Below are 22,616 nucleotides of genomic sequence, written 5' to 3'. Positions count from 1 at the left end.
CTGGAGTTCGCTGGTTCGCTCAAGCGGTACCGGTCAAGAGATGCTGTAAGCCTTCGGCAGTTTCATGCCTCGTTCCTCCATGACTGCGCGCAGCAGAGTGGGGTAGTCGGTGATGATGCCGTCCACGCCCGTGTCAATCAGGTCATTCATGTCCTCGGCAGTGTTTACGGTCCAGGGGATAACAGGAAGGCCGGCCCGGTGGGCGTCCCGGATCATTTCGGCGGTAACGGTGGTGGCGATGGGGGAGAGGACGTCATATCCGGCAGCAGCGGCTGCCCGGGCAACCGATCCGTCATAGTCGTCAATGTCGATGCCGCCCAGCTGGGGTGCGGCTCCCGGCTGGCCCACCCCGAGTTCGGCGGCATCTCCGGCCAGGGCAACCAGCGTCAGCCGAGGTGCAATTTGTTTCACCAGGTTCAGGGAAGCCCAGTCAAAGGACTGGATGGTGGTGTACCGCTCCCGCCCGGATGCCTGGACCTCAGCCACCACCGCCCGCGTCAGGGCTTCCATGCCCGGGCCGCCCGCCTGGCCGTCCTCAACCTTGGTCTCCACGTTGAACCGGATTTTCCGGGCACCGTAGGCATCGGCCAATTCATAGACATCGCGCAGTTCGGCAATGCGGTTGCCTTGCACCACCTCCTGTTCGGGGAACCCGGGAAGCTGCTGATAGCCGCAGTCCAGGGTCTTCAACTGCGCCAGGGTCAGATCTGCCACCCGGGCGCCGACGTACGGGAACTGAGGATCTCCCGGTTGCACAGGTGCAGTGTCCCGGCACTTTTCGGCATCAATGGTGTCGTCGTGCCAGACAACCACCTTGCCGTCTTTGCTGAGGTGGAGATCCAGTTCCAGGGTGCTGACCCCCAGCTCCAATGCATGAGCAAAGCCGGTCAGGGATTCTTCCGTATATTCACCGCGTCCGCCGCGGTGCGCCTGCAGGTCAAAGCGGGTCTTTCCATGATGCCAAGCCGGCGGATTGTTGCCGTCGCCGTCGTCATCGCCAGTTTCATTTCCTGCACGCATCATTTGGACCATGATGTCAAAGATGCGGGTGTTCTCATAGACACCGGTCAGCAGATCAGACCCCGGCCCCATGGCTGTGAGCGGAACATCCAGTGCGGTGTGACCCCCGGTGCTCCAATCCACCATGAATTCCTGCTCCGCTCCGGCAACGGGCAGTGGGCCGTCTTCAGCGGAAGGACCGTCTCCCGACTCATCGGGTTCCTCTCCGGGCTCCGGGACGTCCACTGATTCAATGGTCATTCCACCGGTCTGGTGGTCGCCCACCACAATCAGCAGGGTTTCTCCGTCCTGCTCCGCGAAGTCCTTGGCCAACGCCACCGAACGGTCAAACTCGATGCCCGATTCGATGGTGAGCTCGGCGTTGTTGACGTGGCTGAAGGCATCAATTCCTTCCTCCTCCACCATCAGGAAAAAGCCCTCGTTGCCCGAGGTGAGTAGCTCCAGGGCTTTGGCGGTCATGTCCGTAAGCGGCACCGTGGGCTGGTACCGGGCTTCGACGTCGTCCCCGTACTGAAACATTTCTTCATTGGCAAAGAGGCCCAGCACCATCGAGGAATCCGCTGCCTGCAGGCCAGCCAGATCCCAGACATATTCATACCCCATCGACTGAGCCTGCTCCACCAGGTTTCCTTCGGTGCCGGCGCTTTCCTCGGACGGGTCTTCGGCCGGGTTGTCCGGGTAACGGCCCGGATGACCTTCCGGATACCAGTAGTCCTCGCCTCCGCCAAGGATCACTTCGGGGCGGCTGCTTTCCAGGAATTGCCGGGCAATGGCACTTTGTTCATCCCGGTCCAGCACGTGCGAACCAAATGCAGCCGGGGTTGCATCGGTGACATTGCTGGTGGTGACGAGGCCGGTCGACTTGCCCAGTTCCTCAGCCACTTCAAGCGCGGTGGTAACGGGGCGCTGATCGATATCGACCCCGATGGCACCGTTGTACGTCTTCACTCCGGTGGCCATCGCAGTGGCGGCGGCGGCTGAATCCGTGACGAATGTGCCCGGGTCGGCGGAGTTGGTGTGCACTCGGCCGGCCGCCGGCATGGAATCCATCTCGAGTTCTCCGGTCAGGCCCACGAGCGCCAGCCGGATGGCCTCCCGCTGGCCTGGTCCCATCCCGTCACCGACCATCAGGATGACATTTTGGGCCGAGGGGGATTCGTCTCTGCCTCCGTGTCCGCCTCCGTGCCCGTTGCCCTTGCCATGGCCCTTACCGTCAACCGTTGTTACTGCCGGTTGTTGGCCGGGCAGCTGCAGCCCGGTTAGCGGAGCCGTTCCGGACAAAGCGACGGCGGCGACGGCCGCCGTCGTCACCGCCCGGACCATACTCTTTCCTGCGTTTGAATACTTCACAGCGACGACCTCCCAGAATGCGACGGCGGCCGGCAGTGTCCCGGCCGTTGGGCGCCCCCGATGCCCTGTGGCGTCAACAGTCTGTATGCAGTGAAGAAGTGTCAAGGGAAATGACACAAATTGGCAGGCGGCCGAGCGGCAATAGCTGCTCAGTTTGGTTATGCCGGAAGAACGCTACGCGTTCGCCATGCGGGCGGACTCCGGACTTGCCGGCGCCTGAGTTCCAGTAGAGCCGGCATTCTGTCCGAACTCAGTTCCCGAAGAATCGCGCTTGTCGAGTTCTTCCGCGAGGAACTCCAGCCGGAACCGGGTTTCCAGTTCCGGCTCCCCCTCTTGCTGGTATTCGAGTTCGGCCTGGCGGTGGAGCTTGCTGTTGAGGATTTCCAGGGCGTCTGTAGTCAGGGCCTCAAGCTGCTCTGGAAACTGGTCCTGGGGAGTGAGTCTGCTGGAGAAAGTCATGGCACCAATCAGGGTTGGACGCGCCGCGGTGCGGCAGACGTCGACGAAGAGGAACGGAGATGCTTCCGGGGCTGCCGCGGCAGCTGCAGACGGTTAGGCCTGAATATCGAGAGTTGTGGTCCGCAGTGTTCTCAACGGTCACTCTTCGCATTTGAGGATACTCGGAGAAGGTGTCGCCGCCAACGACCGGCAGCAACTTTTCTGCGTGTCCTTTGGTGCGCCGTTTGTGCTCCGCGAACCCGCGGTCCGGCAACCGCCTGTCTGCCGTCAGTCCCCGACGCCAAGCATGGACCGCAGTGTCCTGGCGTTGCGGACGGCGTGGCCCTCGCCGTCGTTATTGAAATAGACGTACACATCCTTGTCCATGGACTCCCACTCCCGGATCCGGTCCGCCCACCACTGCAGGTCATCGTCGCTGTAGGAGCCTGCGTAGAGGTGCTCATGATCAGGCCCGTGCATACGCAAATAAACGAACGACGCCGTGGCACGCAGGTTGCAGGGAAGGTTGGCTCCGCTCATAACGGTATATGCGGCATCCTGGAGTTCAAGAAGGCTGTAGACGTCTTCGGTTTCCCAACTCGGATGCCGAAATTCGACCGCGGTCCTTATCCCGTCGGGCAGGGAGCTGAGGAAGTAGTCCAAACGGGCGTCGTCGCGCTCCATGTTGGGAGGCAACTGGACAATCAGGACGCCGGCTTTCTTCCCCAGCTCACTCCAGCATCGGCTGATTCTGCCGATCCATTCTTCAGGTTCACGCAGCTTTCGCGCATGGGTCAGGCCTCTGGGTGCCTTGACGGAGAAACGGTAGTCTTCGGGCAATCTGTCCCGATAGGCAGCAAAGGCGGGCTCGCGCGGCCACCGGTAGAAGCTCCCGTTGAATTCGACGGTGTCGAACTCCGCGGCGTAGGTCTCCAGCCAAAGACGGTTTGGCAGTCCAGGCGGGTACAGGACGTTCCGCCAATCGGTGTAACTCCACCCGGAAGTGCCGATGTACAGAACCATGCCCCTAGCCTGCCTCGCCGTTTACCGTTTGCCCGCGCTGTGTCCTACTCGAAGCGTGTGGGGTCGCCGGTGCCGTAGCGCACGATTTCCGGTTCGCCGCTCGAAAAGTCGATGACGGTGGTGAGTTCCGGCGGGCAGAACCCCGCATCCAGGACAGCGTCCACCTGGTGGTCCAGCCGTTCCTTGATTTCCCAGCCCTCGGTCAACGGATCCTCCTCGCCGGGCAGCAGGAGGGTGCTGGAGATCAGCGGCTCGCCGAGTTCTTCCAGCAACGCCAAAACAACTTTGTTGTCCGGAATGCGCACGCCCACTGTCTTTTTCTTGGGCTGTGACAGCCAGCGCGGAACTTCTTTTACCGCCGGCAGAATGAAGGTGTAGCTGCCCGGTGTGACGGCCTTGATGCTGCGGAAAATGTCATTGTCCATCTTTACGAACTGGCCGAGTTGCGCGAAGTCATGGCACATCAGGGTGAAGTGGTGCTTGTCGTTCAGATTGCGGATGGAGCGGATGCGATCCAGTGCGTCCTTATTGCTCAGCTGGGCGCCAAACGCGTAACAGGAATCTGTGGGGTAGGCGATCAGCCCGCCGGAGCGCAGGATGGCGACCACTTGGCCGATGGTGCGCTGCTGCGGATTTTCAGGGTGAATGTCGAAATATCGTGCCATGTCTTGAGCTTACCGCCGGCCGGTTACGAAGATGAGGAGAATGATCAGAAGGGCGGGGGAGTATCCCCGTAATCGTCCGGACCTGAACCTGCCCCGCCCGCATCCACTCGTTTCAATGCCGGGAGCCCTTTCGGCGAAGGCATGGCGGGCTGCAGTCCCCCCGCTGCCAGGGTGAGATGTGGATCGGTGCGGTAGGTCCGCCCGCCGGGTGAGGTCCACTCGATGATCCCGGGTGCGTGTTGTCGGGCTTTCCAGAAGCCGCGGGTTTTGAACATGTGGTGTCGTCGGCAGAGATGTTCCAAGTTGTCGTGGTCGGTGGTTCCGCCGTGGGACCAGGGTTTGGTGTGGTCAATCTCGGAGATCACGGCGTTGGTCCGGCAGCCGGGAAACCGGCAGGTCCCGTCGCGGGCACGGAGCCAGCGTTGCAGTCCGGCCGGGACTTTCCGGCGGCGTCCGACCCGCAGGATTTCCTCTGTGTCCGGATGCCGTTCCACCGGCGTCCAGTGCGCTGCCCGCCGGGCAAGTCGGCGGGCAGTTTCGGGACTGATGGGCCCGTAGCCGTGGAGTTCGGCCGGTTGTTCGTCGGCACCGAAGAGGGTTTCGGCGGTGATCAGGACCAGGATTTCGGTTCGGGCCCGGGCTTTGGTGTCCATGGTGGGGTTTTCGTGGGTGTCGTCACCAACAACCACAGCAGCCCCGTCGTCAGCAGCCGCATGGCCACCTTCTCTGCGGCCGCCTTCTCTGCTTCCGCAGTCTCCACCGTCGAGCAGGTCAGCCAGGATGTCCGCCCGCAGCTCATCCACCCGCCGCGGATCTCCGGCAGCCTGTTCACCCCGGGCAGCGGTCGTTAGCTGCGTATAAATCAGCTGGGCACGTGCCGCCGGCAACAACGCCGACAACCATGACATGCCATCCTCATCCGGCGCCAAACAAACCCTTCGCCGCTCAAACGCTGTCTTATGCCGGACGCTAATTGTTTCCGGATACGCCTTTTCCCGCATCCGGCGGGCCTTCACCCGGAACTGGCTCGGCGTCTGACCCGCGGCCGCAACCGCCAGCAGATCCTTTTCAAAGCCAGCAAGCTCAGCCTCGGGGACATTCTGGGACTGGTCCAGCACCGTCTGCACATGCCCGTAACTGAGGGCGCCCGCTTCCAGGCCGGCCAGCGTTGCAGTGTGGGTGGAACACAACTGTCCGGCGTCGCTCATCAGCATCTTCGCGGTGTTGGCGGGCAAGCACAGGATCGCGGCAGCTTCCTCCGCAGCAAGACTGAACGTCAGTCCCGGATCCTCCCTACCGATGTCTTCGAGCAGGTCATCGCGGAAGACTGTTTCCATCCGGTGCAGGATTTTCGCTTGCTGGGCTTGAGCCCACCTCACCAAAGCATCCAACCGGGACAACACAGCCCCGGCTTCGTCCTGGGTCAGGGACTCCGCACCCTGCAGGACCAACGAACCGCTCAAACCCTCTAGGCTCTGAACAGTTCCAGGATCAGCGGTACCGGACTGAACGACCCTGGATGCATCGGCACCGGGCACGGCGTCAAAGACCGACCGGCTGGACACACCTTGCTGGCCGGTACCGGCGGAATCACCGGTGCGGCCGCGTCGAGAAGATCCGTTCTGATCCATGTCTTCAGGCTTTCACCTGCCACCGACATTTCTGTCCCGAAAACAGCCCCAAAAGCCGGAAAACAGGCCTCTTCCGAGCTTTGAAAATACCCGTCTTTTTTCGGCAACTACCTAGTTCCCGGAGGGGCAGGACGCGGGACAAGACGGACGGGCCTCGCCCTTCCGATCCGATAGAAAACCCGGACCGGAAGGGCGAGAGAACTTCTTAGTAGAGCTTGATGCTGCCGCCGTCAGCCATCAGCGTCTGTCCTGTCAGGTAGCGCGACTCGTCGCTGGCCAGGAAAGCCACGATCGGAGCAATGTCAGTCTCCGGGTCACCCAGGCGTCCCAGCGGAACACCGTTCACAACTTCCTGGTACGCCTCGGGGTAGGCCTTGCTCCACTGGACGATGCCGGGAGTCAGCGCCACCGGGCTGACAACATTGACGCGGATACCGTCCGCTGCCCACTCGTTCGCTGCCGTACGGGTGATCGCACGGATGGCTTCCTTGGCCGCGGCATAGGCAACCTGGTTTGGCAGACCCTTGATGCCCGCACCGGACCCGAAGTTGATGATGCTGCCGTGAGTCTTCTTCAGCTCGGGGTGCGCGGCCTGCATCAGGTACAGGGTGGCCATGGTTCCGGTGCCGAAGGAAAGGTTCCAGATTTCCGGGGTCGTTTCCAGAATGGGAGCCTGCTTTGAGGCATGCGCGTTGTTGACCAGAATGTCCAGCTTGCCGAAGCGCCCCACGGTTTCAGCGACGATTTCCGCAGCGCTTTCGGGCAGTGAGATGTCCTTGCAGATGAAGATGGCTTCACCCAGATCGGCCAGCTCCGCCACCAGCTTGTCGCCCTGTTCCTGGTTGATGTCCACAATGGCCACCTTGGCACCTTCGGAAAGGAAGTGGCGGACAATTCCCTGGCCAATCCCGCCTGCACCGCCGGTGACGATGGCCGTTTTGTTGCTGAGTTTCATTGTTGCTCCTTCTCCGGGTCGGACGGCGTATTCTGCGCTGTCCGGAGGTTTTCATGGGTACGAGCCTGTATGCCGCGCAGAAAACTGTCCACGGCATAGTCCAGGCTCCTTCGGGAAGCGTCATAGGTGATGCCGCGCCTCCGGAAAGCGCTGGCCATGCTTTCAGGTTCCGCACCGCCGTCGTCGTCATCATTAAAGCGGACGACGGCGTTGGGCCGGGACGGGCGGTGCACGCCGGGTCCCGGGTTGGCAGCAAGGGCCAGGGTTGACGTTCCTATCACGACAGCGGAGATCCCCACCACGCAGTCGAAGCACTCCTCATCGGACAATCCGGCGTCCTGCAGCGCACGAAGCAGGTGCTCCAGCTCACCGGTCGGGGCCATATCCAGAAGACGGCTTGGACCAAGGACAATCTGCAGCAGCCAGGGATGCTGTACGAATCCCTCCCAAAGCGACTCCGCCATGGTCCGAAGCATTACCTGCCAGGACGCCGGGGGAGGCGGGATGAGCTCAGTGCGGCGGGCAGCCAGGCCGGCCATTGCCAGCAGCAGGGACTCCCTGTTTCCTACGTGCCGGTACAAGGCCATGGGCGACACGCCGAGTGTCTCGGCGATGCGCCGCATGGAGACGGACTCCAGCCCCTCGCGGTCAGCCAGGGAGACGCCGCACGCCGCGATGGCACGGGCGGACAGCTCGGGGCGGTGCTGTGCTCCAGGGGGCGTCAACATGTATACAGCGTATACCGGAGGCGGCCCCTTTTGTGTCCGGCACGCCTCCGGTGATGTGATCTTATTCTCACGGAACTTTGCGCTCATGTTCGGTCCAGCAGATGGAAATGCGCGCCGGTCAGCCAAATGCGGGCCGGCTTCTACATCCGTAACAGTGCCGCCGTCAAGACAGATCACAGAAACCCGTTGTATCTTGGGCGGATGCGACAAAACAACTCCTCCATGCTGGGCAGACTCGGCACCTCCGGCCGGCTGGTGTTGTTCCTGCTGGTAAGTGCTTTCTGCGGCGCACTGGTGGCCGGGATTTTCATCCCCACGGCTGCCGTCGGTGCCACGGGTGCAAACATCGTCCTCGATGCCATGGAAGACCTTCCCGACGAGTTCCAAACCGGACCGCTGGATGAGGGCTCCAAGATCTACTCGGCAGACGGGGTGCTGCTTGCCTCGTTCTACGCCCAGAACCGGATCCCGGTGACGCTGGACCAGATCTCGCCGTCCATGCAGGACGCGATCATCTCCATCGAGGACAACCGGTTCTACGAACACGGGGGAGTTGATGCCAAGGGCGTTGCACGCGCACTGGCCTCCAACCTGACCAAGGACAGCACACAGGGTGCCTCCACACTGACCATGCAGTACGTGAACAACGTACTCATCGATCAGGGTGTTGCTGAAGGCAAGAGCGGCGAAGACCTCACCATCAGCGGAACCAAGAACTTCACCGACAAGATCCGTGAAGCAAAACTCTCCCTCGCCGTAGAGAAGGAGTACTCCAAGGACGAGATCCTGGAGGGCTACCTGAACATCGTGCTCTTCAGCGGCCGCACCTACGGCATTGAAGCCGCGGCCCGGAACTTCTTTGGTATTCCCGCCGCCAACTTGAACGTTGCCCAGTCGGCCATGCTCGCAGGCATGGTGCAGTCACCGAATAACTTCAACCCGTTCACCAACCCGGAAGGCACCCGGGACCGCCGCGACGCGGTGCTCGCTGCGATGCTGCGCTACGACAAGATCACGCAGCAGGAGTACGACGCCGCGGTTGCCTCCGATCTGCAGCTGAACCCCCAGCCCGCAGCCCACTCCGGCTGCGTGGGTGCCGACATGGCCGAGTACTTCTGCAGCTACGTGGAGCAGGTCATCCTGTCGTCCGAAGAGTTTGGCGTGGATGAAACAGCCCGTGCCAAACTGCTGGCCCGCGGCGGCCTGACGATTACCACCACGCTTGATTCGCGGCTCCAGGAACAGGCCCAGACCCAAATCGAGGCCCAGGTGCCCGTTGGTGATGAATCCGGAGCAGGCTCGGCCATGGTTTCTGTGGAACCGGGAACGGGAAAAATCCTGGCCATGGCCCAGAACACCAATTACACGCCTGAAGAAGGCGCCGGAAACACGCAGCTGAACTTCAACGTTGACTCGGAAATGGGCGGCACCGCTAATGGTTTCCAGCCCGGATCCACGATGAAGCCGTTCACCACTGTTGCTTACCTTGAGGCCGGTGGAAGCATCGACGACGTTGTTGATGCTTCCCGCACCACATACCCGGCCGGTTATGACTGGACTGCCAGCTGCCTGCCGGAAGATGCATACTTCGACGAATGGAAGTTCAAGAACGCGCAGGACGGCTACGAACGCTCCATGACCGTGGGTGACGGGCTGACCTGGTCCGCTAACACGGCCACCGTGGCCCAGGCCTCGCAGCTGGACCTGTGCGACATCCGTGACGCCGCCACCCGCATGGGCGTGCACCGCGCCGTCGACGGCGAACCCCTGGAAGTGAATAATCCCTCCTTCGTCCTGGGCAGTCAGGAAGTAACGCCGCTGACCATGGCGGCTGCTTACGCGACCTTCGCCAGCGGCGGCGAGTACTGCGAACCCATCGCGCTCACCCAGGTCAGCGATTCCCGGGGCAATGCCTACAAAGTCCCCGAGGAACAGTGCGAGCGTGCCATTTCCGAGGAGATTGCCAAGGAAGTGTCAGAACCACTGCAGAACCTGGTGAACAGCGGTCCCGGCGCCTTGGAGCCCCTGGGTGTTCCCGCGGCCGCTAAGACCGGCACCACCGACGTCTCCGAGCAGACCTGGACCGTGGGCTACACCCAGGGCATCTCGACCGCCTCATGGGTGGGCAACTGGACGTCCTATTCATCGCTGAACAATCTGCCCATCAACGGCGTCGCACGCAGCTACGTGGACGGCTCCACCATCGCAGGCGCGCAGTGGACTGAATACATGCGGGCCGTGGCTCCTCTTTATTCCACCGGTGAGCTGACAGATCCCAACCGGATTCCGGTTCCGTCCCCGCAGCCGGAACAGCAGCAGGCACCGCAGGAAGAACAACAGGAGAATCCGGCGCCTGCCCCGGAAGCCTCGCCGGAAACCGAACCTGCCCCGGTTCCGACCAGCGAACCTGCGCCGGCAGCCCCGCAGACGCCGGAACCGTCTGCGCCCGCCGCATCTGCTCCGGCCGCGCCGGCGCCGGCCGCTCCTGCGCCCGTCGCTCCTGCGCCGGTGCAGCCTCCCGTCGACCCCGCACCGGCACCCGCGCCTGCGGATGGTCCTTAACGGCGCCGGTCATGGCAAACAAAATGCTCCGCAGCCTTCAGGCTGCGGAGCATTTTGCTGTTCCGGACGCCTCCGGTGGAAAGCGGTGCCTTGTGCCGCAGTGGAACTCCCCGCACTCTGGATGCATGAAACTCATGCAGCACCACGGCAACTTCCCTGTCCCGTCCCAGCGCCGGGAGCTCGTCCTGCCCGCAGTCAGTGCCAAGACACTGGCCATCGGTGCGTTTTCGCTGGGAGCTGTTGCCATGGGCGCGGTGGCGGTAGGGGCCCTGGCCATCGGCAAAGCCTCCGTCGGCCGGGCCGACATCAAGGAGCTGTACGTTGGGCGGCTCCAGGTGGACGAGCTCGTGGTGGTGGAGTCCACCGGACCCGAGTTGGGACTGTAACAACTTCCCCTGGCCGGTCAGAGACGCCGCCCCCCGTTCGTGGCCAAAGCCCGCCTGCACCTAAGATGGCAGGGGCACTAAGCACCCTCCGGAGCTTACCGGCGGGGTTCAGACCCTTCAGTAAAGGAATTCAAGATGATCGGTTTCATTGTTGCAGGACTCATCATCGGCGCACTCGCCCGGCTGTTCAAGCCCGGAAAGCAGAACCTGAGCCTGCTGGCAACGCTGCTGCTCGGTCTCGCCGGCTCCGTCATTGGCGGTGTGATCGCGAATCTGGTGGGCACCGGAGACATCTTCGAGCTCAACGTTTTCGGCTTCATTGTTGCCGTGATTGCTTCAGTCCTGCTGGTCGGCGTCGCCGAAACTATGTCCGGACGCGGCAAGGGACAGGTTCGACCCTAGTACTTAGCGCTGGTACTTAGCCGAGAACAGTCCGCGTCAGGAACGAATTAACGAACTTGCCCTGGGGGTCCATGCGGCGGGCAAGATCGGAGAAGTCCCCGAACCGCGGATAGAGTTCCTGCAGCTGCGGCCGCTGGAGGGTGAACAGTTTCCCCCAGTGCGGCCGCGGCCGAAGGGGAGCAAGAGCAGCCTCCATGCGCCGCAGCAGGGCCTCGACATCCGCCTGCATCGGCTTCCATGTGAAGTGGAACGCCACTGAGTCCGGTCCGTAATTGGTGCTCAGCCACAGGTCGTCACCGGACATGGTCCGGATTTCGCAGACCTGCAGCAGGGGAGCGATCTGAGCGGCCATTCCGCGCAGGATTTCAATCCCTTCCACGGCAAAGCGGCGGTCCATGAGGTACTCGCTCTGCAGCTCGTCGCCGTTGCTTGGCGTAAAGGCGAGCCGGAAGTGTGACAGGCGGTCCGACCAGGGACCGGGCACGCCCATCTGCTGCGAGCAGTTCACGGCACTGATGCCCGGCAGCGGGTGCATGGGTTCAACTGCGGCAGTCCCGCCGAAGAAATCCGCTTTCCCGGCGTACGGCAGTTCGGCATCCGTGCGGCTCTTGAGCCACACCTGTGAAGCGTTTGGCCCGGCCAGCGAGCTGAAGATGCTCACACTGTAGGCCGCAGACGTGATCTCATCGAAGTTCTCCGCCACCGAGCTCCAGGGCACATCGGTGAAGACGTCCTGGCGGACCTCGTACGCCGGTTCAATATCGAGCGTTATCCGGGTGACGATGCCCAGCGCCCCAAGGGAGACCACCATGCCGTTGAAATCGGGACTTGACCTATCCACCTGCAGGAGCTCGCCGTCGGCGGTCACCAGTTCCAGCGCGGCCACGGCGGTGGCCAGGTTCCCGTTCCGGTTGCCGGACCCGTGCGTCGCCGTCGCCACTGCCCCTGCTACGGAAATGTGCGGCAGCGAGGCCAGGTTATGCAGGGCATAACCGCGTTCCGCGAGAAAGCCGGCCAGATCTCCGTAGCGGATGCCCGCGGGCACCGTCACCGTCAGAGCAGCCTCATCCAGCACCGGTGTACCGGTCAGCTTCTCCAGATTCACCATCAGTCCGGCCGAATCCGCTATGTCGTTGAAGGAGTGCCGGGTGCCGACAGCCCGAACGGACGGCGCCGAAGCCACAAGGGCCTGCAGCTCCTCCACGGTGGCGGGCTGTGCAATTTCAGCCGCAGAGTAGCGCAGGTTGCCGGCCCAGTTGTATTCCTCAAGCATTTTTGATGCCTTCCCTATGTGCAGGCCGGCAACCCGGACTGAATGTACCGCGATAAACAGTGCCGCAGGACCTAGAACCCCTGTGCCAGGCGATAGTACGCCTGGTTCATTTTCAATTCGTTGACGAACGCGGACGTGGTGGTGGAGTCATCGATCATAGCCAGTTCCACATCCGCGATCTGCGCGAAATCCTCCCACACTTCCCGTCCCAGGGCCGTGGACATGACGGTGTGGTGCGCGCCGCCGGCGGAGAGCCAGCACTCGGCAGAAGTCTCGAGGTCCGGAGCGGGCTTCCAGACGGCGCGGGCCACCGGAAGGTTGGGCAGGTCCTGCTCGGGCACCACATTCTCCACGAGGTTGGCGGTGAGCCGGAACCGCTCGCGCATATCCGCCAGGGATACGACGACGGCGGGACCCGGGTCAGCGGTGAACACCAGACGAACCGGGTCATCCTTGCCGCCGATGCCCAGCGGGTGGATTTCCAGCGCGGGCTTGGAGGTGGTCAGGGACGGGCAGATTTCCAGCATGTGGGCGCCGAGGATGACCTCGCTCCCGGGAACCAGGTTGTAGGTGTAGTCCTCCATCAGGGACGCGCCGCCGGGCAGGCCTTCACCCATGACCTTCGCAATACGGACCAGGACAGCGGTCTTCCAGTCGCCCTCGGCGCCGAATCCGTAACCGTCGGCCATCAGTCGCTGCACGGCCAGGCCGGGGAGCTGCTGCAGGGCGCCCAGATCCTCGAAGTTGGTGGTGAAGGCACCGAAGTTGCCGCTCTCCAGGAAGGAGCGCAGCCCCAGCTCCTGCCGGGCGCCGTAGCGCAGGGACTTGTGGCGTCCGCCGTCGCGCCGCAGTTCGGGAACGACGTCGTACTGCTCTTCGTATTCGGCAACCAGGGCGTCGATGGCCTCTTCGGTCACCGCGTCCATGGCCTCGGCGAGCTCGTTCACGGACCAGGTGTTGACGGAGACCCCGAACTTCACCTCGGCTTCGGTCTTGTCACCCTCGGTGACGGCGACGTTGCGCATGTTGTCGCCGAAGCGGGCCAGTTTGAGGTTGCGGATTTCATGCCAGCCTGCTGCGGCGCGTGCCCAGGAATCGATCTTGGCCTGAACGCGGGGGCTGGAGACGTGTCCCACCACGGTCTTGCGGCTGATGCCGAGGCGGGAGGCCATGTAGGCGAACTCGCGGTCACCGTGGGCGGCCTGGTTCAGGTTCATGAAGTCCATGTCAATGTCCGCCCACGGCAGCTCCACGTTGTGCTGGGTGTGCAGGTGCAGCAGCGGGCGCTGCAGCTTGGTCAGTCCGCGGATCCACATCTTGGCGGGGGAGAAGGTGTGCATCCACGCGATGAGCCCGATGCAGGCCTCCGAGGAGTTCGCCTCAAGGATGGTGTCCTGAATGGCATCGGAGTCCTTGAGGACAGGCTTGAAGACAATGCGGTAGGGGATGGCTTCGGCGTCGTCCAGCTGGCGGGCAATGTCGGAGGCCTGTTCGCGGACCTGGGCCAGGGTGTCTTCGCCGTAGAGTCCCTGGCTTCCGGTGAGGAACCAGATTTCGCGGGCAGGAATGGTGTCAATGGTCATGATGGTGTCTTTCGTGAGCGGGGTGGGGAGGAGCGCTATTTTTGGCCGTATACGTTCTGGTAGCGCTGGTACAGATGGTCAATCTCCGTCTGCGGGATGGGCAGCAGCTCGCCGAGCTGGCGGCTGATGTGAACGGTGCGGGCCACCTCTTCGCACAGGACTGCGGATTTCACTGCGGACCGGGCGTCCTTGCCGATCGTGAATACCCCGTGGTTCTTCATGAGGATGGCGGTGGAACGGTGCCCGTCCAGGATGTCCACGATGCCGCGGCCAATGGAGTCGTCACCGATCAGGGCAAACGGGCCCACGGGGATTTCCCCGCCGAATTCGTCGGCCATCATGGTCAGGACGCAGGGGATGGCTTCGCCTCGGGCGGCCCAGGCGGTGGCGTAGGTGGAGTGGGTGTGCACGACGCCGTGGACAGCCGGCATGTGCCGGTAGACGTAGGCATGGGCGTCAGTGTCCGACGACGGCGAGCCCCCGCCGTCGACCGCTGTGCCGAACAGATCGGTGAGGACCATGTTCTCGGGAGTGAGCTCGTCGTAGGAGACCCCGGAGGGCTTGATGACCATCAGATCCCGGCCCGGTACGCGGGCGGAGATGTTGCCTGCGGTCCACACCACCAGTTCGTTGCGGGTCAGTTCGCCGTGCAGATCACTGACCTGCCTGCGGAGCCGGTCAACAGTGCCCAATACATCCTGAGTGGCCGTCACAGCGCGGGTTCCATTTCTTCTGAGGCGGTTGTTGGGGCATGGCCGGCAGCTGTGCGTTGGATGGCCTTGAGCCGGTGCATCACTTCATTGGCGCCGCGGCCAAAGTAGTCGTGGAGGGTGGTGTATTCGGCGAAGAGCTCGTCGTAGGCGCGAACATTTTCCGGAATGGGAGGGTACACGCCGCGGCGAACCCGCCCCATGGCGGCAGCGGCTGTGCGGACGTCCGGGTACGCGCCGGCGGCAACTGCAGCATGGATGGCGGAACCCAGCGCGGGGCCCTGCTGCGAATCGATCACGGACAGCGGCAGGTTGATGACGTCAGCGTAGATCTGCATCAGCAGCGGGTTCTTTATCAGTCCGCCGGCCACCACAAATTCCGTGACCGGAACACCGCTGGCGTTGAACGCCTCAATGACGGTGCGGGTGCCGAAGGCCGTGGCTTCCAACAGCGCCCGGTACATGTCCTCAGGCCGGGTAGCCAGGGTTTGTCCCACAAAGACGCCGGACAGTTCATGGTCCACAAGGACCGAGCGGTTCCCGCTGTGCCAGTCCAGGGCCACCAAACCGTGCTGGCCTATGGCCTGCCCGGAGGCAAGTTCAGTCAGGTACTCGTGGACTCCGAGGCCTGCTGCGGCGGCCGCGTCCACGTACCGCGGCGGAACGCAGTTGTTCACGAACCAGCCGAAGATGTCACCCACTCCGCTCTGTCCTGCTTCGTAGCCCCAAAGACCTTCCACGATGCCGCCCTGCACAGCTCCGCACATGCCAGGGACTTCAGCGAGTTCCTCGGCGTTCATCACATGGCAGGTGGAGGTGCCCATGATGGCCACCATCTGACCGGGCTGCACGGCGTTGGCTGCGGGAGCTGTGACGTGGGCGTCCACGTTTCCGACGGCGACGGCGATGCCCTCGGGGAGCCCCGTCCAGGCCGCTGCACGGGCCGACAGCGTGCCGGCGGGGGAGCCGAGCTGGCCGATGGTGTGCTCCAGCTTGTCCCGGACGAATCCGGCAAATCCCGGATTAAGGGCGGCGAGGTAATCCTCCGACGGATACTGGCCGTCCTGGTAAATGCCCTTGTAACCGGCGGTGCACGCGTTGCGGACGTAGGTGTCGGTGAGCTGCCAGACAATCCAGTCCGCAGCCTCAACCCAGTGGTCCATGGCGGCGTACACTTCGGGGTCCTCTTCAAGAACCTGCAGGCCCTTCGCGAACTCCCACTCCGAGGAAATCAGGCCGCCGTAGCGTCCCAGCCAGGACTCACCGCGCCCGGCTGCGAGGGTGCTGATCCTCACGGCCTGGCTCTGGGCAGCGTGGTGGCGCCAGAGCTTTACGAATGCGTGCGGCCGTGTGGCAAATTCGGGGAGCTCATTCAGGGGTGTTCCGTCTTCGATGACGGGAACCATGGTGCAGGCAGTGAAATCGGTGGCGATGCCAATGACGTCCGCGGCATCGACACCGGCACTGCGCAGTGCTGCCGGAACAGCACTCTGCAGCACTTCCACGTAATCCTGCGGCACCTGTAGGGCCCAGTCCGGAGGCAGCCGGACGTCCGAGCCGGGAAGGGTCTGTGTGATGACGGCGTGCGGATACTCATGAACAGCGGAGCCCAGTTCCGCTCCGTCCGAGACCCGCACCACCACGGCACGTCCTGACAAGGTGCCGTAATCGACCCCCAGCACGTACTTCTCGTCCGGTTGGGGGTTACTCATGGTGCCTCCTGGCGCGGGGTCCGCAGAAATCGTCATTGATCAGTCGTGTTAGCGCTAACAATTAGACGTGGGCTGCGTCACGATGTCAAGGGCGGTGACGGTGCGCCTATTCCTCCCTAGGGGCGCGGGGGAGCAGTACTGGCCCGGATGACAAGCTCCGGAAGCGGTATGCCGGGACCCTCCTGGTTCTGCAGCGCTGGATCACCGGCCCCGGCGATCTCCTCAAGCAGCAGATCGATGCAGTAGCTGCCCATGCGGCGGTAGTCCTGGCGGATGGTGGTCAGCGGCGGCAGAAAGTACGCTGCCTCGGGCTGGTCGTCGAAACCCACCACGCTGATGTCGCCGGGTACGCTGATGCCGCGCTCGTGCAGGGCACGCATGAAGCCCAGTGCCATCTGGTCATTGGCCACGAACACAGCCGTGTAGGTTGCCGCATCAAACTCGAGGCCGATCCGGTAGCCGGATTCCGCCCCCCAGTCGCCGGCTATGGGCGTGGCAGCAGCCAGCCCCCGTTCCTCCAATTCGTCCCGCCAGCCCGCGGCCCGCCGCTGGGCGTCCATCCACTGTGCAGGTCCGGATAAATGGGCAATCGAGCGATGTCCCAGATCGGCCAGGTGGGCCACGGCCATCCGCGCAGCGTGCTCCTGGCTGCCCTCGGGCGCCAAACCGCTGGCTACAATCTCAAGCGGGATTTTCAGTTCCAGGGTGCGGAAGAGATCGACACCGGCCTGGACGGGAGCCACCACCACAATGCCGTCCGGGGCCTGATTCAGCAGGTGGTTGACTGATTCCACCATGGCGCTGCGGGTCATCTCACGAAGCCCTGCCACGCTGACGAAGTATCCGTTCCGGAAAGCCGCCTCCTGCAGGCCGAGTAGAGTACTCGCTGGTCCGTACTGCTCCAGTTCCGTGATGATCACGCCAATGACCTTGGAGGAGCGGGTGACAAGTGACCTGGCCGCAGCATTCCGCCGGTAACCCAATTCATCTATGGCAGCCGATACCCGTTCCTTGGTGTCCGGCCTGACATTGGGGTGATCGTTCAGCACCCGGGAAACCGTCTGGTGGGAGACGCCGGCAACCCGGGCAACGTCTTCCATGGTCGGGACAGGTCGGGACAGGGCGCGGCGTGACGGAGGCATTGATTTCTTCCAGTAGGCACAGCCGGAATCAGCCGGGGGCTGTCATCAGCTGCTGCGGATTGCGGTGGCTGGCTGCCGTGAAACTATCCGGCGCTGATCGAATAGGAGAACCTGTGTTCGTCGCCTGGCTCCAGCACGATCAGATCCGTACCGGTGTTGAACGCGTCCGGCGGGCACGTCATCGGCTCAACAGCCATACCGCGCCGGCCGAGTTCTTCACCGGAATAAATCTGCAGCCAAACGGATCCCTCGCGGCCGGCCGGAGTTGAGAGAACCGTCGCCGCGCCGGTGGCGGGATCGCGCAGGGTGACCTGCCAGCCGTCGTCGGGCAATCCCGTGAACGCGTGGTCCAGGCTCATCCCGCCCAGGATCCGGGGCAGCGAGAAATCAAACTCCGACCCGGCGGTTTCCTTCAGCTCCAGCGGCAGGAGCCGGTCATCGGTCATCAGGACCTGTGCTGCCGTGAAGCTGACCTCGCACTCGTCCACTGCTTTGCCTCCCGCAACGAGATACGGATGCGAGGAGACTCCGTAGGGGGCGGCTGTATGGCCCGCGTTGGTGGCCTGGATCGTCACGGTGAGGCCGCTGTCCGCAGCCAGCGAGAACTCCGCCCAAAGGTGCAGCTGGTGCGGATAACCGGGCTGCCCGTGGAGCACATTTGTCAGGATCACGGAACCGGCGGACTCCGCAGCTACCTGCCACTCGTCCCACACCACCAGGCCGTGAAGGGCGGTGCCTGTGGATGCCTCGTTGACGGGGACCTCGTAGGTCCGGCCCCGGAAAACATACTTGCCGCCGCCAATCCGGTTGGGCCACGGAGCCAGCGTCTTTCCGGCATAGGCATGCGGCACTTTGTCGGGATCAAAGGGGAGCACCAGGGATTGTTCCCCGTAGGACAGGCTTTGGATCCCGGCACCGACCGTGGCTATTCCAGCCGTGTAGGCACCGGCCTCCAGCGAAATGATCCGGCCATTGGGGCTGATTGCACGATTCAAGGCGATTCCTGTCGGGGCGGGGTTTGAAGGTGCGGGAAGGAGCGCATTCTCCGCGCACCTTGGAGTTTACCTGTGCAGACCCTACTCCTGCGCCGCGGCGGACGACATCACAGCGGAGCTGAGGCGGCCGTCGCGCATGCCGGCCACAGCATCGGTCAGCGGCACAAAGTCCATGTCATGGGTGACCATGACCGTTCCGAAGCCAAACTCCCGGGTCAGCTGAACCAGCAGCTTCACAATGCTCTCGGAGCGTTCATGGTCCAGTGCCGCTGTAGGCTCATCCACCAGCATCAGCGCCGGGCTTCCCATGAGGGCACGGGCGATGTTGACCCGCTGCCGCTGGCCGCCGGAGAGCTGGTGCGGGCGCTTGTCCGCCGCGGAGGTAAGGCCCACCAGATCCAACAGGTCCAGTGCCCGCGGTCCGGATGCTGAAGTGCGTTGTCCGCGCAACCTGTCAGTGATGATCAGCTGTTCCACCGCCGTCAGCGAGGGCAGCAGATTGGGTTGCTGGAAAATCAGTCCCACCCGGCCGCGGCGCAGGGTGGTGCGGCCGGCGTCGTCCAGCGTTGAAGTATCCACGCCGGCCACTTCGACCCGGCCGGCTGTGGGACGGATCAGGGTAGCGGCCACGGCCAGGAGGGAGGACTTGCCGGAGCCTGAGGGTCCCACCAGGGAGAGTATCCCGCCGGCCGGAACGTTCAGGCTGACATTGTCCAGGGCCTTGAGCGTTCCCCCGCCGTCAGGGTATTCCAGGGTGACGCCGGTCAGTGACAGGGCAGGGAAAACAGACATTGTTGAGTCCTTTCGAGAGGGGTTTACTGAGGCGGCCATCGTTAGTTCCCGCCCAGGGCGGTGAGCGGGTCCACCTTGGTCACGCTGCGGACGGCGAGCGCAGCTCCGGCCAGGCCAAGCAGGACAATTCCCAGAACGGGCAGGACCGTGGTGGCTGCGGTGACGCTGAACGGGGCCAGCCGAGCCGCAACAGCGCCGATGCCGACGCCGGCCAGGCCGCCCAGGAGCGCACCGCTGACCAGTACGATTGCGGCTTGGGCGAGTGCATCCCGGAGCAGATAGGACGATGAACCGCCCAGGGCCTTCAGCACTGCGATGTCCCGGGTTCGCTGCACGGTCCAGACGGTCAGGAACGCCACAATCACCAGCGCGGAGATGCCGTAGAGGAACGCCTGCATCAGGAGCAGTGATCCGTTTTCTGAGCGGTAGGATCCGAGTGCATTGAAGGAACCGCGAACGTCGGTGGACACGGTCCGGGCCGATGCATTGGCGGCCTCCGCGGCGTCGGACGCGGCAGTGGAGACGATGACCGTGGCAACGGGGGCTTCCGGCAGGGACGCATCATCGGTGTGGGCCACCTGCTGCCAGGTCTCCAGGGACGCCCAGGCCACGGGGGTGTGGCTGTACCAGGAGTCTTCGGCGACGGCACTTACGGTCAGGCTGCGGCCGCCCAGGGCTACGGTTCCGCCCACCTCCACACCCAGGTCCTGTGCGGTGGAGGCACCGAGGATGACTCCGCCGTCGTCCACGCTTTGGGGAGCCAGTGCGGAACCGGGCTCGACGCCGAAGACGGCCACGTTCGCGGTGGATTGTGCCACCGCCCGGGTCTGGGTAATGCCGAGGGGCTCAGCTCCCTGAACCCCTTCGGTGTTCCGCCAGTCCCGCAGTTGCCCGGCAGTGACCACAGATTCGGTGTAGGAGGCCTTGGCCTCGGTGTTGCCGGGAGCGCCAAAGGCAACGGAGTTGATTCCGTGGTCCTGCAGCCCGGCCACCGCACCGGTGTTTTGGTTGCCCAGCCCGGCAGTCAGCCCGGAAAGCAAAACCAACAGCAGCGAAATCAACGCCACGACGCTTCCCATCAGGGCGAAACGCCCCTTGGCGAAGCGGATGTCACGAAGTGCGAGATACACGGCAGTTCCTTCCAGATCGTCGGCCGGTATGTCCGGCCTGTTGTCCTTGTCTTCCACCGTCCCGCTAAACCGGCACCGTTCCATCGGACGAGCGGTCGATCCGCACCGGTTGTTGGGCTGAGCCTGCGCTCCACCAAACGGTTGATGTGCCCGGGATCGGGGGAGCCTAGGCTGGACCATATGAGTGCTGCCTACCCACGGACCGACGGCGCTTCCCCCGGCGACGTGGTGCTGCGGGCACTGCGCATCGCCCTGCACACCGCGTTTGCCGGTCTGCTCCTGCTGGCGGTGATCCAGATGAGCATGACTGCGCAGGCCTGGCCGGTTCGCGCGTGCGCCTATGCGGGAAGTGCGCTGCTGGCCGCTGTGTACGTCGCAGGCACCGTAATTGAGAGCCGGCACGCCTCCACCGGCAGGGGACCGGATCCCCGCCGCTACGGCGCAGCCTGGCTCGCTGTGGTGACAGTGCTGTGGCTGTGCCTGCTGGTCATCAGCCCGGAGTTCTCTTGGCTGGCCTTCCCGTTGTTCTTCCTGGACCTTCAGCTGCTGCGGACCATCCCGGCGCTCGCCGCCGTTCTGGTCACCACTGCCGCCGTGATTGTGGCGCAGTGGGCGCGCACCGGTCAGCCGAGTGCAGCCGCCTTCCTCGGCCCGGTGATCGGTGCACTGTTCGCGGTCGTCATGGGCAGCGCGTATTCATCCCTCCACCGTGAAAGCGTCAACCAGCGCCTTGCGCTCGCGGAGCTGAACCGCACTCGCGGCGAGCTGGCCGCGTCCCAGCACTATGCCGGAGTACTGACGGAGCGCGAACGATTGGCCCGGGAAATCCACGACACCCTGGCCCAGGGTCTGTCCAGCATCGTCCTGCTCTCCCGTGCGGCCGGAAGCGCCCTTGATGCAGGCGACCCGGCACTGGCCAAAGAACGAATCGGGCTGGTCCAGAGCACCGCCGCGGAGAACCTCGCCGAGGCCCGGAGGTTCGTCCGCGGCCTCGCTGAGGCCCCGCTGGAGCGGGGTTCCCTCGACGCGCGTCTCGCTGCATTGTGTGCGGATACTGCGCGGCGGGCCGCTGCCGGCGTCGGGTCGCTGCGGTGCATCTTCCGGGTGGACGGGACCCCGGTTCCCCTGCATCCCGCTTATGAGGCCACTCTGCTGCGGGCAGCTCAGTCGCTGCTGGCCAATATTGAGGCCCACGCCGGCGCGTCCAACGCGGTGGTTACCCTGGAATACTCACCGGACTCCGTGGCGCTGGATGTGTTCGACGACGGCGGGGGCTTTGATCCGGAGGCGCTCCCCACCGGCCCCCGGGCCGACGGCTCGGGCTTTGGCCTGCTCTCCCTGCGCGAGCGGATAGCCGACCTGCACGGCTCCCTGAGCGTGGAGTCGGCGCCGGGCGAGGGAACTGTGGTGGCGTTGCGGCTTCCGCTGGATGCAGCCACGGACTCCGCCGTGATTCCGGGGGCTAACGCATGACCGGCCTCCGCGTCCTGCTGGTGGATGACCACCCGGTGGTCCGGACCGGGCTGCGGGCCATGCTCGGTGATTTCGACGGACTGGAGGTAGCGGCAGAAGCGGCTGACGGAGCTGCAGCCATCGCAGAGGTGGCCCGCCAGCAAGCCCTGGGTACGCCGTTTGATGTGGTGCTGATGGATCTGCAGATGGGATCCGGCCTGGACGGCGCGGAGGCGACGCGGCGGATCAGGGCAGCGGGCGGTCCGCCGGTCCTTATTCTCACCACGTATGACAGCGACGCAGACATTCTTGCCGCCGTCGACGCCGGCGCCGCCGGTTACATGCTGAAGGACGCGGCTCCGGAAGAAATCCGTGCTGCTGTCGCAGCAGCTGCGCAGGGGAGGACGGCGCTTGCTCCCCAGGTGGCCGGACGCCTGCTCGGTCAGCTGCGCAGTCCGGAAACTACGCTGAGTCCGCGTGAACTGGAACTGCTTCAGCTGCTGGCCGATGGAATGGCCAACCGCGCGATGGCCCGGCAGCTCTTCATTTCCGAGGCCACGGTCAAAACGCATTTGGTGCACATCTACGAAAAGCTCGGCGTGGACAACCGTACGGCTGCCGTCAATGAGGCGAGGAAGCGGCGGATCATCCGGCGCTAAGAGCCCAG

20 protein-coding genes are annotated in these 22,616 nt (G+C 63.9%); 5 read left to right on the top strand and 15 right to left on the bottom strand.

Annotation, left to right across the window (positions count from 1 at the left end; translation table 11 throughout):
- Positions 1-33 precede the first annotated feature (33 nt).
- From CXR00_RS18730 to CXR00_RS09785, 7 genes are all read right to left on the bottom strand, one after another.
- The gene (locus tag CXR00_RS18730; RefSeq protein WP_308470535.1) at positions 34-2,370 is read right to left on the bottom strand and encodes an alkaline phosphatase; all 2,337 of its coding nucleotides are present in this window, start codon (positions 2,368-2,370) and stop codon (positions 34-36) included.
- A gap of 174 nt (positions 2,371-2,544) precedes the next feature.
- Positions 2,545-2,829: a hypothetical protein gene (locus CXR00_RS09810; protein ID WP_104054319.1), complete on the bottom strand. Its 285-nt coding sequence runs from the start codon at positions 2,827-2,829 to the stop codon at positions 2,545-2,547.
- Between the two features lie 267 nt (positions 2,830-3,096).
- Positions 3,097-3,831 (bottom strand): DUF72 domain-containing protein, encoded by a 735-nt coding sequence (locus CXR00_RS09805; RefSeq protein WP_104054318.1) that lies wholly within the window; start codon positions 3,829-3,831, stop codon positions 3,097-3,099.
- Between the two features lie 44 nt (positions 3,832-3,875).
- Positions 3,876-4,496 (bottom strand): L-threonylcarbamoyladenylate synthase, encoded by a 621-nt coding sequence (locus CXR00_RS09800; RefSeq protein WP_104054317.1) that lies wholly within the window; start codon positions 4,494-4,496, stop codon positions 3,876-3,878.
- A 44-nt stretch (positions 4,497-4,540) separates the two neighbouring features.
- Positions 4,541-5,959 carry an HNH endonuclease signature motif containing protein gene (locus CXR00_RS09795; protein WP_181032517.1) on the bottom strand — a complete coding sequence of 473 codons (1,419 nt, stop codon included), beginning with the start codon at positions 5,957-5,959 and terminating at the stop codon, positions 4,541-4,543.
- Positions 5,960-6,332: 373 nt separating this feature from the next.
- Positions 6,333-7,082 (bottom strand): SDR family NAD(P)-dependent oxidoreductase, encoded by a 750-nt coding sequence (locus tag CXR00_RS09790; protein ID WP_104054315.1) that lies wholly within the window; start codon positions 7,080-7,082, stop codon positions 6,333-6,335.
- The gene (locus CXR00_RS09785; RefSeq protein ID WP_181032516.1) at positions 7,079-7,810 is read right to left on the bottom strand and encodes a TetR/AcrR family transcriptional regulator; all 732 of its coding nucleotides are present in this window, start codon (positions 7,808-7,810) and stop codon (positions 7,079-7,081) included. The genes CXR00_RS09790 and CXR00_RS09785 overlap by 4 nt, the downstream gene beginning before the upstream one ends.
- A gap of 201 nt (positions 7,811-8,011) precedes the next feature.
- Between CXR00_RS09785 and CXR00_RS09780 the strand changes: the two genes are divergently transcribed.
- The 3 genes from CXR00_RS09780 to CXR00_RS09770 all read left to right on the top strand — a co-directional run bounded on the left by CXR00_RS09780 (position 8,012) and on the right by CXR00_RS09770 (position 11,160).
- Positions 8,012-10,372, top strand: coding sequence for a transglycosylase domain-containing protein (locus CXR00_RS09780; protein WP_258060358.1), 2,361 nt, complete (start codon positions 8,012-8,014; stop codon positions 10,370-10,372).
- A gap of 125 nt (positions 10,373-10,497) precedes the next feature.
- Positions 10,498-10,758 carry a hypothetical protein gene (locus CXR00_RS09775; protein ID WP_207346806.1) on the top strand — a complete coding sequence of 87 codons (261 nt, stop codon included), beginning with the start codon at positions 10,498-10,500 and terminating at the stop codon, positions 10,756-10,758.
- Positions 10,759-10,893: 135 nt separating this feature from the next.
- Positions 10,894-11,160: a GlsB/YeaQ/YmgE family stress response membrane protein gene (locus CXR00_RS09770; protein ID WP_104054313.1), complete on the top strand. Its 267-nt coding sequence runs from the start codon at positions 10,894-10,896 to the stop codon at positions 11,158-11,160.
- Positions 11,161-11,176: 16 nt separating this feature from the next.
- On the opposite strand, the gene CXR00_RS09765 is transcribed toward CXR00_RS09770, so the two are convergent.
- The 8 genes from CXR00_RS09765 to CXR00_RS09730 form a co-directional block, all read right to left on the bottom strand.
- The gene (locus CXR00_RS09765; protein WP_104054312.1) at positions 11,177-12,433 is read right to left on the bottom strand and encodes an FAD-binding protein; all 1,257 of its coding nucleotides are present in this window, start codon (positions 12,431-12,433) and stop codon (positions 11,177-11,179) included.
- Between the two features lie 71 nt (positions 12,434-12,504).
- Positions 12,505-14,016, bottom strand: coding sequence for an L-arabinose isomerase (gene araA / locus CXR00_RS09760; RefSeq protein WP_104054311.1), 1,512 nt, complete (start codon positions 14,014-14,016; stop codon positions 12,505-12,507).
- A 35-nt stretch (positions 14,017-14,051) separates the two neighbouring features.
- The gene (locus tag CXR00_RS09755; protein WP_104054310.1) at positions 14,052-14,729 is read right to left on the bottom strand and encodes an L-ribulose-5-phosphate 4-epimerase; all 678 of its coding nucleotides are present in this window, start codon (positions 14,727-14,729) and stop codon (positions 14,052-14,054) included.
- The gene (gene araB, locus CXR00_RS09750; protein WP_104054309.1) at positions 14,726-16,438 is read right to left on the bottom strand and encodes a ribulokinase; all 1,713 of its coding nucleotides are present in this window, start codon (positions 16,436-16,438) and stop codon (positions 14,726-14,728) included. Before araB ends, CXR00_RS09755 begins: the two co-directional genes overlap by 4 nt.
- 116 nt (positions 16,439-16,554) lie before the next feature.
- On the bottom strand, positions 16,555-17,580 hold the full coding sequence (locus tag CXR00_RS09745; protein WP_104054308.1) for a LacI family DNA-binding transcriptional regulator: 1,026 nt from the start codon (positions 17,578-17,580) through the stop codon (positions 16,555-16,557).
- An 83-nt stretch (positions 17,581-17,663) separates the two neighbouring features.
- The gene (locus CXR00_RS09740; protein ID WP_181032515.1) at positions 17,664-18,575 is read right to left on the bottom strand and encodes an aldose-1-epimerase; all 912 of its coding nucleotides are present in this window, start codon (positions 18,573-18,575) and stop codon (positions 17,664-17,666) included.
- A gap of 81 nt (positions 18,576-18,656) precedes the next feature.
- A complete protein-coding gene (locus CXR00_RS09735) occupies positions 18,657-19,367 on the bottom strand; it encodes an ABC transporter ATP-binding protein (RefSeq protein ID WP_104054306.1) in 711 nt (236 codons plus the stop codon).
- A 41-nt stretch (positions 19,368-19,408) separates the two neighbouring features.
- Positions 19,409-20,497: an ABC transporter permease gene (locus tag CXR00_RS09730; protein WP_104054833.1), complete on the bottom strand. Its 1,089-nt coding sequence runs from the start codon at positions 20,495-20,497 to the stop codon at positions 19,409-19,411.
- A gap of 180 nt (positions 20,498-20,677) precedes the next feature.
- Between CXR00_RS09730 and CXR00_RS09725 the strand changes: the two genes are divergently transcribed.
- Together CXR00_RS09725 and CXR00_RS09720 are read left to right on the top strand one after the other, a co-directional pair.
- Complete coding sequence (locus CXR00_RS09725) at positions 20,678-21,970, top strand: sensor histidine kinase (protein ID WP_104054305.1); 1,293 nt, start codon at positions 20,678-20,680, stop codon at positions 21,968-21,970.
- Entirely contained in the window at positions 21,967-22,608 is a 642-nt protein-coding gene (locus CXR00_RS09720; protein ID WP_104054304.1) for a response regulator transcription factor, read from the top strand. The genes CXR00_RS09725 and CXR00_RS09720 overlap by 4 nt, the downstream gene beginning before the upstream one ends.
- Positions 22,609-22,616 lie beyond the last annotated feature (8 nt).

The sequence above is a fragment of the Arthrobacter sp. 9E16 genome (assembly GCF_002929435.1).
In the GTDB taxonomy this organism is placed as follows: domain Bacteria; phylum Actinomycetota; class Actinomycetes; order Actinomycetales; family Micrococcaceae; genus Arthrobacter_B; species Arthrobacter_B sunyaminii.
This window is presented reverse-complemented; position numbering and strand designations above follow the sequence as displayed.